This window comes from Microbispora hainanensis (assembly GCF_006874475.1).
Lineage (GTDB): Bacteria > Actinomycetota > Actinomycetes > Streptosporangiales > Streptosporangiaceae > Microbispora > Microbispora hainanensis.
In genome coordinates this window covers 70000-84404 of record NZ_VIRM01000003.1, presented here as the reverse complement: position 1 = coordinate 84404, position 14405 = coordinate 70000, and the positions used below count along the sequence as shown (strand labels likewise).

General features: G+C 70.6%; 15 protein-coding genes and 1 riboswitch. Of the genes, 6 read left to right on the top strand and 9 right to left on the bottom strand.

Features of this window, described 5'->3' with window-relative positions; all coding sequences use genetic code 11:
• Nucleotides 1-3: 3 nt before the first annotated feature.
• From FLX08_RS03315 to FLX08_RS03295, 5 genes are all read right to left on the bottom strand, one after another.
• A complete protein-coding gene (locus FLX08_RS03315; protein ID WP_142616693.1) occupies nucleotides 4-1035 on the bottom strand; it encodes an ABC transporter ATP-binding protein in 1032 nt (343 codons plus the stop codon).
• Nucleotides 1032-2096: an ABC transporter ATP-binding protein gene (locus FLX08_RS03310; RefSeq protein ID WP_142616692.1), complete on the bottom strand. Its 1065-nt coding sequence runs from the start codon at nucleotides 2094-2096 to the stop codon at nucleotides 1032-1034. The genes FLX08_RS03315 and FLX08_RS03310 overlap by 4 nt, the downstream gene beginning before the upstream one ends.
• A gap of 50 nt (nucleotides 2097-2146) precedes the next feature.
• On the bottom strand, nucleotides 2147-3127 hold the full coding sequence (locus FLX08_RS03305; protein ID WP_142616691.1) for an ABC transporter permease: 981 nt from the start codon (nucleotides 3125-3127) through the stop codon (nucleotides 2147-2149).
• Nucleotides 3128-3206: 79 nt separating this feature from the next.
• Entirely contained in the window at nucleotides 3207-4970 is a 1764-nt protein-coding gene (locus FLX08_RS03300) for an ABC transporter substrate-binding protein (RefSeq protein WP_208761239.1), read from the bottom strand.
• Between the two features lie 62 nt (nucleotides 4971-5032).
• Entirely contained in the window at nucleotides 5033-6061 is a 1029-nt protein-coding gene (locus FLX08_RS03295) for an ABC transporter permease (RefSeq protein WP_142616689.1), read from the bottom strand.
• Between the two features lie 339 nt (nucleotides 6062-6400).
• A riboswitch (FMN riboswitch) is annotated at nucleotides 6401-6551 on the top strand.
• Nucleotides 6552-6683: 132 nt separating this feature from the next.
• Between FLX08_RS03295 and ribD the strand changes: the two genes are divergently transcribed.
• From ribD to ribH, 5 genes are read left to right on the top strand one after another with little or no spacing between them, the layout of a single operon-like run.
• Complete coding sequence (gene ribD, locus FLX08_RS03290) at nucleotides 6684-7790, top strand: bifunctional diaminohydroxyphosphoribosylaminopyrimidine deaminase/5-amino-6-(5-phosphoribosylamino)uracil reductase RibD (protein WP_244312314.1); 1107 nt, start codon at nucleotides 6684-6686, stop codon at nucleotides 7788-7790.
• Entirely contained in the window at nucleotides 7791-8399 is a 609-nt protein-coding gene (locus FLX08_RS03285) for a riboflavin synthase (protein WP_142616688.1), read from the top strand.
• Entirely contained in the window at nucleotides 8396-9028 is a 633-nt protein-coding gene (locus FLX08_RS03280) for a nicotinamide mononucleotide transporter family protein (RefSeq protein WP_142616687.1), read from the top strand. The genes FLX08_RS03285 and FLX08_RS03280 overlap by 4 nt, the downstream gene beginning before the upstream one ends.
• 17 nt (nucleotides 9029-9045) lie before the next feature.
• Nucleotides 9046-10305 carry a bifunctional 3,4-dihydroxy-2-butanone-4-phosphate synthase/GTP cyclohydrolase II gene (locus tag FLX08_RS03275; RefSeq protein WP_142616686.1) on the top strand — a complete coding sequence of 420 codons (1260 nt, stop codon included), beginning with the start codon at nucleotides 9046-9048 and terminating at the stop codon, nucleotides 10303-10305.
• Nucleotides 10302-10772: a 6,7-dimethyl-8-ribityllumazine synthase gene (gene ribH, locus FLX08_RS03270; RefSeq protein ID WP_142616685.1), complete on the top strand. Its 471-nt coding sequence runs from the start codon at nucleotides 10302-10304 to the stop codon at nucleotides 10770-10772. The genes FLX08_RS03275 and ribH overlap by 4 nt, the downstream gene beginning before the upstream one ends.
• Before the next feature lie 10 nt (nucleotides 10773-10782).
• On the opposite strand, the gene FLX08_RS40360 is transcribed toward ribH, so the two are convergent.
• Nucleotides 10783-10950: a hypothetical protein gene (locus FLX08_RS40360; RefSeq protein ID WP_167530256.1), complete on the bottom strand. Its 168-nt coding sequence runs from the start codon at nucleotides 10948-10950 to the stop codon at nucleotides 10783-10785.
• Here FLX08_RS40360 and FLX08_RS03265 point away from each other — a divergent pair.
• Nucleotides 10949-11398, top strand: coding sequence for a PH domain-containing protein (locus FLX08_RS03265; RefSeq protein ID WP_142616684.1), 450 nt, complete (start codon nucleotides 10949-10951; stop codon nucleotides 11396-11398). The genes FLX08_RS40360 and FLX08_RS03265 overlap by 2 nt on opposite strands.
• A 98-nt stretch (nucleotides 11399-11496) precedes the next feature.
• Here the strand turns inward: FLX08_RS03265 and FLX08_RS03260 are convergent, their stop codons facing one another.
• The 3 genes from FLX08_RS03260 to FLX08_RS03250 are packed head-to-tail and all read right to left on the bottom strand — an operon-like array spanning nucleotide 11497 to nucleotide 14341.
• On the bottom strand, nucleotides 11497-12630 hold the full coding sequence (locus FLX08_RS03260) for an LLM class flavin-dependent oxidoreductase (protein WP_142616683.1): 1134 nt from the start codon (nucleotides 12628-12630) through the stop codon (nucleotides 11497-11499).
• Nucleotides 12627-13619, bottom strand: a complete 993-nt coding sequence (locus FLX08_RS03255; RefSeq protein WP_142616682.1) for an ABC transporter substrate-binding protein — start codon at nucleotides 13617-13619, stop codon at nucleotides 12627-12629. The genes FLX08_RS03260 and FLX08_RS03255 overlap by 4 nt, the downstream gene beginning before the upstream one ends.
• Nucleotides 13616-14341, bottom strand: coding sequence for an ABC transporter ATP-binding protein (locus FLX08_RS03250; RefSeq protein ID WP_425280611.1), 726 nt, complete (start codon nucleotides 14339-14341; stop codon nucleotides 13616-13618). Before FLX08_RS03250 ends, FLX08_RS03255 begins: the two co-directional genes overlap by 4 nt.
• Between the last annotated feature and the right edge of the window lie 64 nt (nucleotides 14342-14405).

The window sequence follows — 14405 nt, the reverse complement described above, 5'->3', positions numbered from 1 at the left end:
GTGTCAGGCGAGGGCGGGGTCGAGGACCACGTCCTCGCCCTGTGTGGTGGGCGCATCGGGGAAGTGGCAGGCGGTCAGGTGACCCTCGCGGTTGCCGCTGAGCCTGACCAGGGGCGGCACCTCGGTGGCGCACTTGTCCTGGGCCTTCCAGCAGCGCGTGCGGAACCGGCAGCCGGACGGCGGGTTGATCGGCGACGGGACGTCGCCGGCCAGGCGGATGCGCTCGCGTGGCTCGCTCGACACGTCCGGCTCGGGCACCGCCGACAGCAGGGCGTGCGTGTACGGATGCCGGGGCCGCTCGTAGATCGACTGACGGTCGCCCACTTCCACGATCTTGCCGAGGTACATCACGGCGACGCGCTGCGAGAAGTGCCGCACGATCGCGAGGTCGTGCGCGATGAACAGGAACGCGATGCCGAGGTCGCGCTGCAGCTCCTGCAGCAGGTTGACCACCTGGGCCTGGATGGAGACGTCCAGCGCCGAGACCGGCTCGTCGGCGATGATGAGCTTCGGGTCGAGCGCCAGGGCCCGGGCGATCCCGATGCGCTGCCGCTGGCCGCCGGAGAACTCGTGCGGGAAGCGGTTGAAGTGCTCGGGGTTGAGGCCGACGATCTCCAGCAGCTCCTGGACCCGCTTCTTGCGCCCGCCGGGCGGGTTGATGTCGTTGACCTCCATCGGCCCGCGGATGATCGTGCCCACGGTGTGGCGGGGGTTGAGCGAGCTGTAGGGGTCCTGGAAGATCATCTGGATCTCGGACCGGATCGGCTTGAGCTGCCGGCGCGAGCTGTGGCTGATTTCCTGGCCCCGATAGAGGATCTTGCCCGAGGTCGGTTCGAGCAGGCGGGCCGCCAGGCGGCCGCTGGTGGACTTGCCACAGCCCGACTCGCCCACCAGGCCGACGGTCTCGCCCTCGCCGACCGTGAGGTCGATGCCGTCCACCGCGTGGACGGCCCCCACCTGACGCTTGATCAGCGCGCCGCCCCGCACGGGGAAGTGCTTGACCAGGTCCTTGAGCTCCAGCAGCGTCTCGTTCATGCGTGGTCCTCGGTCTTCGCGGTGCGGAGTTCCCTCTTCTGCTCCAGCGTGAGGTAGCAGGCGTCGCCGTGCCCGGTCTCCGGGGAGATCGACGGCCGCTGGCCGAAGCACAGCTCCGGCCCGGCGAGCTTCGTGTAGTCGCAGCGCGGGTGGAACGGGCATCCGGACGGCGGGTTCAGCAGGCTCGGGGGAGTGCCGCGCACCGGCGTCAGCGGGACGTCGACGGACGCGTTCAGGCGCGGCATCGACGACAGCAGGCCCCAGGTGTAGGGGTGTTGCGGCTCGCGCAGCACCTCCCGGACGGTGCCGCGCTCGGCGGCCCGCCCGGCGTACATGACCATGACGTTGTCGGCGGTGCCGGCCACGACGCCGAGGTCGTGGGTGATCAGGATGATCGAGGTGCCGAACTGCTGCTGGAGTTCCTTGAGCAGGTCGAGGATCTGCGCCTGCACGGTCACGTCGAGTGCGGTCGTCGGCTCGTCGGCGATGAGCAGGTCGGGGTCGCACACCAGCGCCATCGCGATCATCGCGCGCTGGCGCATGCCGCCGGAGAACTCGTGCGGGTAGTGGTCCACCCGCGTCTCCGGCTGGGGGATGCCCACGCGGCGGAGCATCTCGATGGCCCGGTCGCGGGCCTCCTTCTTGCTCGCGCCCTTGTGCTTGCGGTAGACCTCGCCGATCTGCCGGCCGATCGTGTGGAACGGCGACAGTGCGGTCAGCGGGTCCTGGAAGATCATCGCGACGCGGTTGCCGCGGAGCTGCTCCATCGTGGTGCCGTCCGCCGAGGTCAGCTCCTGGTCCTCCAGCCAGATCTCCCCGCTGATCTTCGTGTGGGCGGGGTCGTGCAGGCCGAGGATGGCGAGGTTGGTCACCGACTTGCCCGATCCGGACTCGCCGACGATGCCGAGCGTCGTGCCCTTCTCCAGATCGAAGGACAGGTTGTCGACGGCGTGCACGATGCCGTCCTCGGTGCTGAACTCGACGCTCAGGTCGCGGACGGACAGGAACGGCCCGGGGCCGCGCGAGGTCCCCGGCTCGCCGCTCCACGACACGGTGGTCACTTGCTGCTCCAGTTCCCGGTTCGACTTGGTAGGGCGTTGGCAGGGCGGGCTCAGGTCAGGCGGACCCGCGGGTCGATGAACGCGTAGAGCACGTCCACCAGGATGTTCAGCAGGACGATCGCCGCCGCGCCCACGATGGTCACGCCGAGCAGCATCGGCAGGTCGGTGTTCTGCACGGCGCGTACGGCGAGCTCGCCGATGCCGTGCAGGCTGAACGTCTGCTCGGTGATGATCGCGCCGCCCAGGAGCGTGGCGAGGTCGACACCGAAGATCGTGACAATGGGGATCATCGCGCCACGCCAGGCGAAGCGGAAGAAGACCGCCTTGCTCGACATGCCCTTGGCGCGGGCCGTGCGGACGTAGTCCTCGGCGAGCTGCTCGACCATCTGCGATCGGGTCATGCGCGTGTAGTTGGCGGTGAAGATGATCGACAACACCACCCACGGCAGCAGCAGGTGGGTGAACCACTCCACCGGGTTCTCGGTGATCGGCACGTACGACGGGCGGGGGATCAGCTGCAGGGTGTCCACGAGGTAGAACGCCAGCAGCGGCCCGACGAAGTAGATCTGGAGCGAGGCTCCGACGACCGACGAGGCACTGGCGATCTTGTCGAGCGGCTGCCCGACCTTCCAGGCCGCGATCATGCCGGTCATGATGCCGAACGCCAGGATGACCACCGACGCGCCCAGGGTGAGCGACAGCGTCACCGGGAAGCGGTCGACGATGGCGCCGAAGACGGGCTCCTGGGTGGCGAAGGAGTAGCCGAGGCAGGGCGCCGGGCACTCGCCGAACTGGACGAACTCGCGGCCGGTGAAGATGCCCGCCAGCCAGTGCCAGTACTGCACGAACAGCGGCTCGTCCATGCCCAGGTTGTGCCGGATCAACGCCAGCGTCTCGGGCTGGCAGATCTTGCCGCAGAACGCCCGGGCGGGGTCACGCGGGACGGCGTAGAAGAGGTAGAACGTGATCGCGCTGATGATCATCAGGATCACGAGGGCGCCGGCGACGCGGCGTACCAGGTAGCTGGTCATGGTCTCGCACTTGCTCCTGCGGGCGGGACGGGCAGGGGGCCCGCCGCCCCGGTGAGGGGACGGCGGACCCGGGTTGCTGCTACTTCACGTAGATGTCGAGGGCCGACTGCTCACCCTCGATCGGGTCGAACTTGACCCCGCCGAGACCCGAGCCGTACAGACCGAAGTAGGTCTGGTAGAACTCGGGGACGATCGCGGCCTGGTCCATGATCTGCCGGTCGATCGCGGCCCACGCCTTGCCGGCCTCGGTCGGGTCGCTGATCGCGTTCGCCTTGTCGATGGCGTCGTTGATCTCCGGCAGGTTGAGGTGCGTGTAGTTCGGCTGGTTGTCGGAGATCAGCCGGCCGTCGTACTGCGGCTGGATCGAGGTCGATCCGGTCGGCCAGTCGGCCGCCCAGCCGCCCCAGTAGATGTCGAACTTGTTGTCCACCGGGCCGATGGCGTCGTAGTACGTCGTCGGGTTGAGGGGCTTGGCCACGACCTTGAAGCCGGCCTTGGTCAGCGCCTCCTTGATGGCGACGGTGACCTTCTCCTGGACCGGGGTCTGGTTGTAGGCGTAGACGACGGTCGGGTTCGGGTCGCCCGACTTGGCGAGCAGCGCCTTGGCCGCCTCGGGGTCGCCCTCGGGCTTCTGGAGCTTGTTGTACAGGTCGAACTGCTCGTAGCCGAGGACCGTCGGGCTCATGACCGTCGTGGCGATCTTGCCGGCCGAGATCTCACCGCCCTGGAGCTGCTGGATCTGCTTGGACGGCCAGGCCGTGATGATGGCCTTGCGGACGTTGACGTCGGTGACCCGCGTGGTGTTGATGTTGTAGAAGGTCGTGAACGGCGTCAGGCCCTGCAGCGACCGCTTCATCAGCTCGGCGTCGCCCAGCACCTCCTGGACCCGCTCGGGGGCGACCGGGTTGTGGAAGGTGAACGCCTGCTTGTCGTTGCCCGTGTCGGCCATGAAGCGCTCGGTGGTCTGCTGCGCCTGCAGGCCGAACTCCATGTGGAACTTGTCCGGGTACGCGTGCCGGATCGGGTCCGTCTTCGGGTCCCAGTTCTCGTTGCGCTCCAGGTCCAGCGACTTGTCCGTGATGTGGCTCACGATCTTGTACGGACCCGAGGAGAACGGCTGCTTGTCGTACTTCTGCTTCGTGTCCTGCGCCTTGGGCACGGCGCCGTAGCCGGTCATGGCCACGGTGAAGTTGAAGTCCGGGTGCTCCCCGTTGAGGTGGAAGACCACCGTCTTGTCGTCCGGAGTCTCGATCGTGTCGAGCTCCTTGCCGTCGTACGGGCCCTTGTACTGGTCGCGGAACGGCTTCTTCGGGTCCGGCACCAGCCACGTCTCGGCGTAGTCCGGGCCCTCGGTGATGAAGTCGGCGAACAGGCGCTCGAAGCTGTACTTGATGTCAGCGGAGGTGATCGGCGAGCCGTCCTGCCACTTCAGGCCGTCCTTGAGCGTGAACTTCCACGTCTTGCCGTTGTCGGTGGTGGTGCCGGTGTCGGTGGCCAGGTCGCCGACGAGCTTGATGTCGCCCGAGTCGTCGTGCTTGTACGCGGTGAGCTGGCGGGTGAACAGGTGGGACACCGAGGAGTTGTAGTTCACGTAGACGCGGCCCGGGTCCAGGTGGCTGAAGTCGTCCCGGTCGATCATGTAGACCGTGCCGCCGGGCTTGGCGCCCGGCACCTCGGGAGCGGGGCCGGTGGAGTCGGCCGCGGTGCCGACCGAGATGGCGCTGACGGCCTTGTTCTCCAGCGGCTTCTGCGAGGTGCCCGCAGCGCCCTGGGGCGCCCCGCCGCCACCGCCCTTGGCGCAGCCGGCGAGGGCGAGCGCGCCTGCCGCAAGCACGGCCGTCATCGAGGCGATCCGCCTGCTATGCGATCTCATGTGGTCCTTCCTATGGGGGAGAGCGCGTGTGGTCAGCGCTTTGTCTTGGGGTCGAAGGCGTCGCGGATGGAGTCCCCGAGCAGGTTGAAGGCGACGACGAAGATCAGCATCGCGACGCCGGGGAACAGGAGGTAGGTCACGTCGGAGTGGTAGACGTTCACCCCCACCTGGAACATCCGGCCCCAGTCGGGGGTGGGCTCCGTCATGCCGACGCCCAGGAAGCCGAGACCGGCCTCGGCGCCCACGTACAGCGGGAGCGCGAGCGTGGACTGGATGATGATCGGAGTCCAGAGGTTGGGCAGGAGCTCCTTGAAGATCACCCTGAACGGCGACGCGCCGGTGACGCGGGCGGCCTCGACGAACTCGCGCGCCCGCAGCGACAGCACCTGTGCGCGGAGCAACCGGGCGATCGTGGCCCAGCCGAGGACGGTGAGGACGACGCAGATGGACACGTAGCGCAGCCAGACGGGCGTCTCCTCCTCCGGCAGCACGATCGCGGCCTCGACGACCGGCAGGAAGACGATCAGGAAGAGCTGCGAGGGGAAGGCGAGCAGCGTGTCGATGACCCGGCCGATCACGTAGTCGGTCTTGCCGCCGAGGTAGCCGGAGGTGATGCCCATCGCGACGCCGATGATGGTGGTGATCACCGTCACGACGAGGGCGATGCTCAGCGAGGTGCGGATGCCGAACACGAGCTGGGTGAACACGTCGCGGCCCAGGCCGGGCTCCAGGCCGAACCAGAAGTCGCCGCTGATGCCGCCGTTGGGCGCGATCGGGTAGCCGAAGTCGTTGAGCAGGCCGGGCTGGTTCTGGCCGTAGGTCGTGTACGGATCCTTGCCGTACAGCGAGGCGATCACGGGAGCCAGCAACGCGATCAGGAAGAACGCGAGCACGATGATGGCCGAGACCACGCCCGTCTTGTCGCGCCGGAAGCGGCGCCACATGAGCTGGCCGGGCGAGCGGCCGACGACGGCAGGACCGGAACCGGCCGTGCCTGCGGCGTCCGCGGTGTCCGCGGACTCCGCGCCGGCGTCGGTCGCGGTCGAGGAGGGGAACGTCATGGTGCGGTGCTCCCGGATGGACCATTAACGATCGGAAGAGATCCGACTATAGGGAACCCTGGCAACTAATTTTGCAGGGGTCAATCACTTGAGGCGGGCAGTTCGCCGCATGCTTGCTTCGTTGTGCAAAGTAAATCACCTTGTGTCCTGTGACCGCATTGACCTCGGTATACGCGGCGCGGAACACTCCTTATTACACAAATGCTTTTGTGTCACAACTTTGTGACACAACTCGCACACTGCCGAGACGAAACGCAACTGGTAAGCGTGTGCTACAGATCACCCCAATCCCACCTTCGGGCGACGAGCCGGGCACGGCTACACTGACGGGTAGCAGAGCAGCGTGCTCCGGGGTCGGTGTAATTCCGAACCGGCGGTGACATCCCTGCCCCCAGGGGTGAAGTCCGCGACCCGGCCGAAGCCATCGGCCGGTGGACCTGGTGAGATTCCAGGACCGACGGTGAAAGTCCGGATGGGAGGAAGCGCGCGAACGGGCGGTCGTGGTGCCGCCGGGCGGCCGTGTGGCCGCGCCGGCAGCGAGGCCGTCCGTGCAGGTGATGCGAGGCCGCATCCCGAACGAACCCCGGGGCCCGCCGTAGACAACGGCGAGAGGAAGACCGGGGTGACCTCACAGGACATCCTTCACATGCGGCGCGCGATCGCGCTCGCCGCCCGGGGCCTGGGCGGCACCAGCCCCAATCCCGTCGTCGGCTGTGTGATCCTCGATCGCTCGGGCGAGGTCGCGGGCGAGGGCTTCCACGCCTACGCCGGAGGGCCGCACGCCGAGGTCGTGGCGCTGCGCGAGGCCGGCGAACGGGCCAGGGGCGGCACGGCCTACGTGACGCTGGAGCCCTGCAACCACACCGGCAGGACCGGCCCCTGCTCCGCCGCCCTCCTTGAGGCGGGCGTGGCCCGGGTCGTCGTCGCCGTCTCCGATCCCAACCCGAAGGCCGCGGGCGGCGCCGCCGTCCTGCGGGAGCACGGCGTGGTGGTGGACGAGGGCGTGCTGACCGCCGAGGCCGAGGAGGTCAACGCCGCCTGGCTGACCTCCGTGCGGGCCGGCCGGCCGTACGTGACCTGGAAGTTCGCCGCCACGGTGGACGGCCGCTCGGCGGCCGAGGACGGCACCAGCCAGTGGATCACTTCGCCCGAGGCCAGGGCCGACGTGCACCGCCTGCGGGCCGAGAGCGACGCCGTCGTCGCCGGCATCGGCACCGTGCTCGCCGACGACCCCCGGCTCACCGCCCGCGTCCCCGCCCCGCTCCGCGAGGCGCCCGTGCTGCGCGTGGTCGTGGATTCCGACGCCCGCACCCCGGCCGCCGCCCGCGTCCTGGACGGCGAGGCTCCGACGCTGGTCGCCGTGGCCGAGGACGCGGCCGTTCCCGCCCACCTGTCCCCCCACGCCGTACGGCTCCCGCGCGTCCCCGGCGGGATCGACCTGCGCGCGCTCCTGGCCGAGCTGCACGGCAGGCAGGTCGTGAGCGTGCTGATCGAAGGCGGGCCCCTCCTCGCCGGCTCCTTTCTCCGGGAGGGCCTGGTCGACCGGGTCGTCGGCTACCTCGCCCCGGCCCTGCTGGGGGCGGGGACGGCCGCGCTCGGCCCCGCGGGCGCCTCCACGATCACCGAGATCCACCGGCTGGAGTTCGCCGGCGTCACCCCTGTCGGGCCGGACCTGAGGCTCGTCCTGCGTCCCAAGTCCTCCGCCCCGCAGTCCCCTAAGGAGAGCTGAATGTTCACCGGAATCGTCGAGGAGCTCGGCGAGGTCGTGGCACTCGAGCCGCTGGGCGACTCCGCGCGCCTCACGGTGCGCGGCCCGGTCGTCACCGGCGACGCCCGGCACGGCGACTCGATCGCCGTCAACGGCGTCTGCCTCACGGTGGCCGGCGCCGAGGGAGACTCCTTCACCGCCGACGTGATGAAGGAGACCCTCGACCGGTCGTCGCTCGGGGCGCTGCGCCCCGGCTCGCGGGTCAACCTGGAGCGTGCCGTACGCGCCGACCAGCGGCTCGGCGGGCACATCGTGCAGGGCCACGTCGACGGCACCGGGGAGGTGCTGTCGCGCGAGCCCGGGGAGCACTGGGAGGTCGTGCGGCTCTCGCTGCCCGCGAACCTCGCCCGCTATGTCGTCGAGAAGGGCTCGATCGCGGTGGACGGCGTCAGCCTCACCGTGGCCGCCGTGACGGAGGACACCTTCTCCGTCAGCCTGATCCCCACCACTCTCGACCTCACCACGCTCGGCCGCAAGCAGCCCGGCGAGCCGGTCAACCTCGAGGTCGACGTGATCGCCAAGTATGTCGAGAAGCTCACCGCGGCGACCGCCAAGGGGGCCTCGGCATGAGCTGGACGGAGGCCGGGTTCGACGTCTTGGGACAGCGCGTCCTGTGGACCGACCTGGTGGGCAACGTGTGCGCGCTGGGCACCGTGTGGCTCGCGATCAGGAAGACGATCTGGACCTGGCCGGTGCAGCTCGTCGGCTCCGTGCTGCTGTTCACGGCGTCGTTCAGCGCGCACATCACCGGCAACGCGCTCAAGCAGGCGCTGTTCGGCATCCTCGCGGTCTACGGCTGGGTGAAGTGGTCGCGCGGCACGCGCGGCGGCGCGGAGCTGCCGATCCGCTCGGCGCGCGTGCGGGAGCGCGGGGCGCTCGTGGGCGTCATGATCGCCGGGACGGTCGCGGTCGCGCTGCTGTTCACCTTCCTCAACTCCCAGGGCTGGAACATCTCCTGGGCGCCGTGGCCGGACGCCTACATCTTCGTCGGCAGCGCGGTGGCGACCTGGGCGCAGGGCAAGGCGCTGGTCGACTTCTGGATCATCTGGGTCGCCGTGGACCTCGTGGGGGTGCCGCTGGCGTTCAGGTCCGGGCTGGTGGTCTCCGGCCTCGTGTACGGACTGTTCTTCGTGATGGTGATGATCGGGTTCCGTGACTGGCTGCGCCGGTCGCGCGAGTTGCGGGCGGTGACCGCATGAGTGAGGGAAGGCGCCCCATGAGCGGGATCGGGCTGGATCCGATCGAGCGGGCCGTCAACGACATCAGGGACGGCAAGCCCGTCGTGGTGGTGGACAACGAGAACCGCGAGAACGAGGGCGACCTCATCTTCGCGGCGTCGAAGGCCACGCCCGAGCTGGTCGCCTTCATGATCCGCTACACGAGCGGCGTCATCTGCGTCGGCGTGGAGGGCGCCACGCTCGACCGGCTCGGCCTGCCGCTCATGGTGCAGGACAACCGCGAGCGCCTGCGCACCGCGTACACGATCAGTGTGGACGCCAGGGACGGGGTGACGACGGGCATCTCCGCCGCCGACCGGGCCAAGACGATCAGGACGCTGTGCGACTCGGCCACCGAGCCGTACGAGCTGGTCCGGCCGGGGCACATCTTCCCGCTGCGTTACCGGGAGGGCGGCGTGCTGGCGCGGCCCGGGCACACCGAGGCGTCGGTGGACCTCGCCAGGCTCGCCGGGCTGACCCCGGCCGGCGCGCTCGCCGAGATCGTCAACGATGACGGCACGATGGCGCGCCTGCCCCGCCTGCGCGAGTTCGCCGACGAGCACGACCTCGCGCTCGTGTCGATCGAGCAGCTCATCGAGCACCGCCGCAGGTCCGAGCGGATGGTCACCAGGGTCGCCGAGACGCGCATCCCCAACCGCTACGGTGTCTGGCGGGCGTACGGCTACGCCAGCGCGCTCGACGGCGGCGAGCACGTCGCGCTGGTGTACGGCGACATCGAGGACGGCGAGAACGTGCTCGTCCGGGCGCACTCGGAATGCCTCACCGGCGACGTGCTCGGCTCGCTGCGCTGCGACTGCGGCGTGCAGCTCGACACCGCCATGCGCATGATCGCCGAGAACGGGCGCGGCGTGATCGTCTACCTGCGCGGCCACGAAGGGCGGGGCATCGGCCTGCTGGCCAAGCTGCGGGCCTACAGCCTGCAGGACAACGGCAGCGACACCGTCGACGCCAACCTGGAGCTGGGGCTGCCGGTGGACGCCAGGGAGTTCTCCAATGCCGGGCAGATGCTCGCCGACCTCGGCGTGAAGTCGGTGCGGCTGCTGACCAACAACCCGGCCAAGGTGCGGGGCATGGACGGCTACGGCATCAAGGTCCTGGGCCGCGAGCCCATGCCGGTGGCGATGAACCCCTACAACGAGAAGTATCTGACCGCCAAGCGCGACCGGCTCGGTCACGAGATCTCGGGCGAAGTCCCCCGGGACATTCACGGCGAACACTTCGGCAAGGAGGCTTCATGAGCGGCGCTGGACGGCCGGACGCGGCGGCGGTGGACGCGGGCGGGCTGACCGTCGGCATCGTCGCGGCCCGGTGGCACGAGAAGATCACCGACCAGTTGCTCGCGAGGGCGGAGCAGGCGGCGCGCGACAGCGGCGCGGCCGCGGTCACGGCCCGCGTGGCCGGGTCGCTGGAGATCCCGGTGGTCGCGCAGGCCCTGGCCCGGCGCTGCGACGCCGTCGTCGCGCTCGGCGTGGTGGTCCGCGGGGAGACGGCCCACTTCGACTACGTCTGCGACTCGGTGACCACGGGCCTGACCAGGGTCTCGCTCGACGAGTCGACCCCGGTGGGCAACGGGGTGCTCACCTGTGACACCCTTGATCAGGCGGTTGACCGGTCCGGCGTGCCGGGCAGCAAGGAGGACAAGGGGTATGAGGCGACGATCGCCGCCCTGGAGACCGCCCTCCTCCTTCGCGGCCTCGCCGGCTGACCTCGCCCGGTCACGTGAACCGCAGCCTGCGAAGCCGCAGCCCTCGCATCCGCAGTCCTCGCATCCGCAGCGCCGAGTCGGGAAGACTTGACTGGTGATCACGCAGTATCCGCCCGCGGCCCCGCAGGCCGGGGACGCCGTACACCGCCTCGCCGGGCCGGGCCGCGGGGGTCGTCATGCCTGAGAGCGCGCCTCCGCTGCCCGTCACGTGGCGTCCCCGCATCACGACGATCATCGCGTACGGCATGGCGGCGGTGATGGTGATCGGCTCGATCCTGCTGGCCGTCGGGCTGCCGGAGCAGTTCCGGCTCCCCGACCGGCTGGGCATGGTCGCCTTCGGCGTGGCGGTGGCGTGCGTGCTCCACCTGCTCGGCCGCCTGCGGGTCACGGCGGACGAGCAGGGGATCACGGTGGTGAACGCCCTGAGGGTCCACCGCTTCGAGTGGGCCGAGGTGCTGGACGTCACGATGGTGGAGGGCGATCCCTGGCCCAAGCTGGACCTCGCCAACGGGGACAGCCTGGGCGCGATGGGCATCCAGAGCACCGAGCGGGAACGATCGCGGCGGGCGGTGGCCCAGCTCACCGCCCTGATCCGCGAGCGCGGCGAGGCCCCCGACCGCCTCTGACGGCGACGAGGGCCGGACCGCCTGCCGGACGGCGGGGCTTCTGACCGCTGGTGCCGGGACCTCCTGTCACGGCCACGGAGCCCCGGTGGGCGACGCCGTCAGGCGCTGAGCCGTACGGGCTCGGCGGCGCCGAGCACACCGCGCCCGCGCAGCTCGGGCAGCACGCCCTCGCCGAACCAGAGGGCCTCCTCCAGGTGCGGGTAGCCCGACAGGACGAACTCCTCCACGCCGAGTGAGGCGTACTCCTCCACGAGGTCGGCGACCTCCGCGTGGCTGCCGACCAGCGCGGTGCCCGCGCCGCCGCGCACCAGGCCGACCCCCGCCCACAGCCCGGGGTGGATCTCCAGGTCCCTGGGCCCGCCGCCGCGGAAGCCCTCGTGGAGCGCGAGCATCCGCTGCTGCCCGACCGACTCGCTGCGGGACAGGACGGCCCGCGCCGACGCGATGTCCTCGGGGGAGATCTGGTCGAGCAGCCGCCCGGCCTCCGCCCACGCCTCCTTGGAGGTGTCCCTCGTGATCACGTGCAGCCGGATGCCGAAGCGCAGCGTGCGGCCCTCGGCGGCGGCCAGCTCGCGCATCCAGTCGAGCTTTGCCGCGACCTGGGACGGCGGCTCGCCCCAGGTGAGATAGACGTCCACGTGCCGGGCCGCCACCGGGCCCGCGGCGGCCGAGGAGCCGCCGAAGTACAGCTCGGGCACCGGGTCGGGCCGCTCGGCGACCGTCGCCCCCTCGACCTCGTAGTAGTCGCCCCTGAAGTCGAACGGGCCGTCCCAGGCGCCGCGCACGATCGACAGGAACTCCGAGGTCCGCGCGTACCGCTCGTCCTTGCCCAGATGGTCGCCGAACCGCCGCTGCTCGGCCGCCTCGCCGCCGGTCACCACGTTGAGCAGCAGCCGGCCGCCGGAGATCCGCTGGTAGGTGGCGGCCATCTGCGCCGCGAGCGTCGGGGACAGCGCCCCCGGCCGGAACGCCACCAGGAACTTCAGCCGCGTCGTCACCTGGGTCAGCGCGGCGGTGACCAGCCAGGCGTCCTCGCAGTAGGTGCCTGTGGGGGTGAGCACGGCCTCGAACCCGGCATGCTCGGCCGCGCGGGCGACCTGGGCGAGGTAGTCGATCGTGGGCGGCCGAGACGCCGCGGCTCTCGGCTGCCCGTGCCGGCGTGCCAGGCCGTGTCCGCCGCCGGTGATGGAGCGGCCGTCTCCCGAGGTGGGCAGGAACCAGTGGAATCTCATTGCTGCGCCTTCCTGACGACGTCGTTGAAGCGGTCGTCGACGAACTGGGAGAAGGTGATGGTGCCCGGCACGAGGCCCTCGGCCGTGAACGCGTCGGCGATCTCCTGTTCCGAGGCGACGACCGCGTCGTCGATCACGACGGGGGTGGCGACGGCGTTGGCCACGGCGGCGTTCGCCACCTCGACCGGCAGGCCCGTCTCCTGCGCCCACACCTTCGCCCACTCGTCCAGGTGGCCGGCGGCCCAGTTCCGCGCCTTGGCGAGACGCGTGAGGAAGTCGTCGATCGCGGCCCGCCTGCTCGCGTCTTCGAGCGCGGCGGGAGCGGCGACCTGGAAGCCCAGGCCGTTGACGACGCCCTGGCCGTCGATCAGGAGCCGGGCCTTGTGCTGGATCTCGGCCTGCGAGGTGAAGGGGTCCCAGATGGCCCAGGCGTCGACGGTGCCCGACGAGAACGCGGCCAGGGCGTCGGCGGGCTGGAGATACTGCGGCTGGATGTCCTTGAACGACAGGCCCTCCTTCTTCAGGACCGCCAGCAGGTGGTAGTGGGCGGAGCTGCCCTTCGCCACCGCGATCTTCTTGCCCTTGAGCTGCGCGGGCGACGTGATCGCCGACCCGTCGGGGACGACGATCGCCGATCCCTTGGCACTCTGCCGGTACGCCGACACGATCTTGATCTTCGAGCCGGAGGCGGCGGCGAAGACGGGCGGGGTGTTGCCCACGCCGCCGATGTCGACCGCGCCCGCGTTGACCGCCTCAAGCAGCGGCGGACCGGAGGTGAACTGCGACCACGTGATCGCGTAGGAGGTGCCGTCGAGCAGCCCCGCGGCCTTGAGAAGGGCCTGCGACCCGGCCTTCTGGTCGCCGACCCGGAGGGTGACGCGGCCCGCGGCCTGTCCGTCGTTCCCTCCGGACGTGCCCTGTCCCGTCGAGGCGCAGGCCGTGACGGCCGCGAGGACGATCAGCAGCGCGGCGAGCGGTCTCCTGGTCATGCGGGTCCCTCCGGGGTGACGCCCAGCGCGGACAGCAGGGCCGCGCGCAGGGTGAGCAGGTCGGGGTGGTCGCGGTGCCGGGGGCGCGGCGCGGTGACCGTCCACTCGTGTGCGAGGCGCCCGCCGTCGAGCACCAGGATCCGGTCGGCCAGCAGCAGCGCCTCGTCCACGTCGTGGGTCACCAGCAGCACGGCAGGGCCGTGCGCCGCCCACAGGTCGAGCACCAGGCGGTGCACGGTGATCCGGGTCAGCGCGTCGAGGGCGCTGAACGGCTCGTCGAGCAGCAGCAGCCCCGGGTCGCGGACGAGCGCGCGGGCCAGGCTCGCCCGCTGCGCCTCGCCGCCGGACAGCGTCAGCGGCCACGCCCGTGCGCGGTCGGCCAGGCCCACCTCGGCCAGCGCCGCCTCCGCCCGGCCGGCCGGGTCGGGCACGTTCAGGCCGAGCGTCAGGTTGTCGCGCACCCGCTTCCACGGCACCAGCCGGGGCTCCTGGAAGGCCACGGCGACCGAGCCGTCCACCTCCAGGCCGCCCTCGACCTCCTCGTCCAGGCCGGCGAGCGCGCGCAGCAGCGTGGACTTGCCCGAGCCGCTGCGACCGAGGAGCGCGACGAACTCGCCGCGTTCGATCGTCAGGTCGAGGCCGTCGAGCACGGTGCGGTCGCCGAAGCGCCGGGTGAGCCCGCGCACGGTGGCCACCGCCGTGCCACTCACCGAAGCGTTCACCGAAGCGTTCACCGGGGCGTCCGCCGCGTCGCTCACCGTGCCGGTCACCGTGCCGGTCGCCGTG

Coding starts and splice junctions, on each gene's coding strand:
- FLX08_RS03315 (WP_142616693.1), bottom strand. CDS start 1,035: ATGAACGAGACGCTGCTGGAGCTCAAGGACCTGGTCAAGCACTTCCCC.
- FLX08_RS03305 (WP_142616691.1), bottom strand. CDS start 3,127: ATGACCAGCTACCTGGTACGCCGCGTCGCCGGCGCCCTCGTGATCCTG.
- FLX08_RS03300 (WP_208761239.1), bottom strand. CDS start 4,970: ATGACGGCCGTGCTTGCGGCAGGCGCGCTCGCCCTCGCCGGCTGCGCC.
- FLX08_RS03295 (WP_142616689.1), bottom strand. CDS start 6,061: ATGACGTTCCCCTCCTCGACCGCGACCGACGCCGGCGCGGAGTCCGCG.
- FLX08_RS03285 (WP_142616688.1), top strand. CDS start 7,791: ATGTTCACCGGAATCGTCGAGGAGCTCGGCGAGGTCGTGGCACTCGAG.
- FLX08_RS03280 (WP_142616687.1), top strand. CDS start 8,396: ATGAGCTGGACGGAGGCCGGGTTCGACGTCTTGGGACAGCGCGTCCTG.
- FLX08_RS03275 (WP_142616686.1), top strand. CDS start 9,046: ATGAGCGGGATCGGGCTGGATCCGATCGAGCGGGCCGTCAACGACATC.
- ribH (WP_142616685.1), top strand. CDS start 10,302: ATGAGCGGCGCTGGACGGCCGGACGCGGCGGCGGTGGACGCGGGCGGG.
- FLX08_RS03265 (WP_142616684.1), top strand. CDS start 10,949: ATGCCTGAGAGCGCGCCTCCGCTGCCCGTCACGTGGCGTCCCCGCATC.
- FLX08_RS40360 (WP_167530256.1), bottom strand. CDS start 10,950: ATGACGACCCCCGCGGCCCGGCCCGGCGAGGCGGTGTACGGCGTCCCC.
- FLX08_RS03260 (WP_142616683.1), bottom strand. CDS start 12,630: ATGAGATTCCACTGGTTCCTGCCCACCTCGGGAGACGGCCGCTCCATC.
- FLX08_RS03255 (WP_142616682.1), bottom strand. CDS start 13,619: ATGACCAGGAGACCGCTCGCCGCGCTGCTGATCGTCCTCGCGGCCGTC.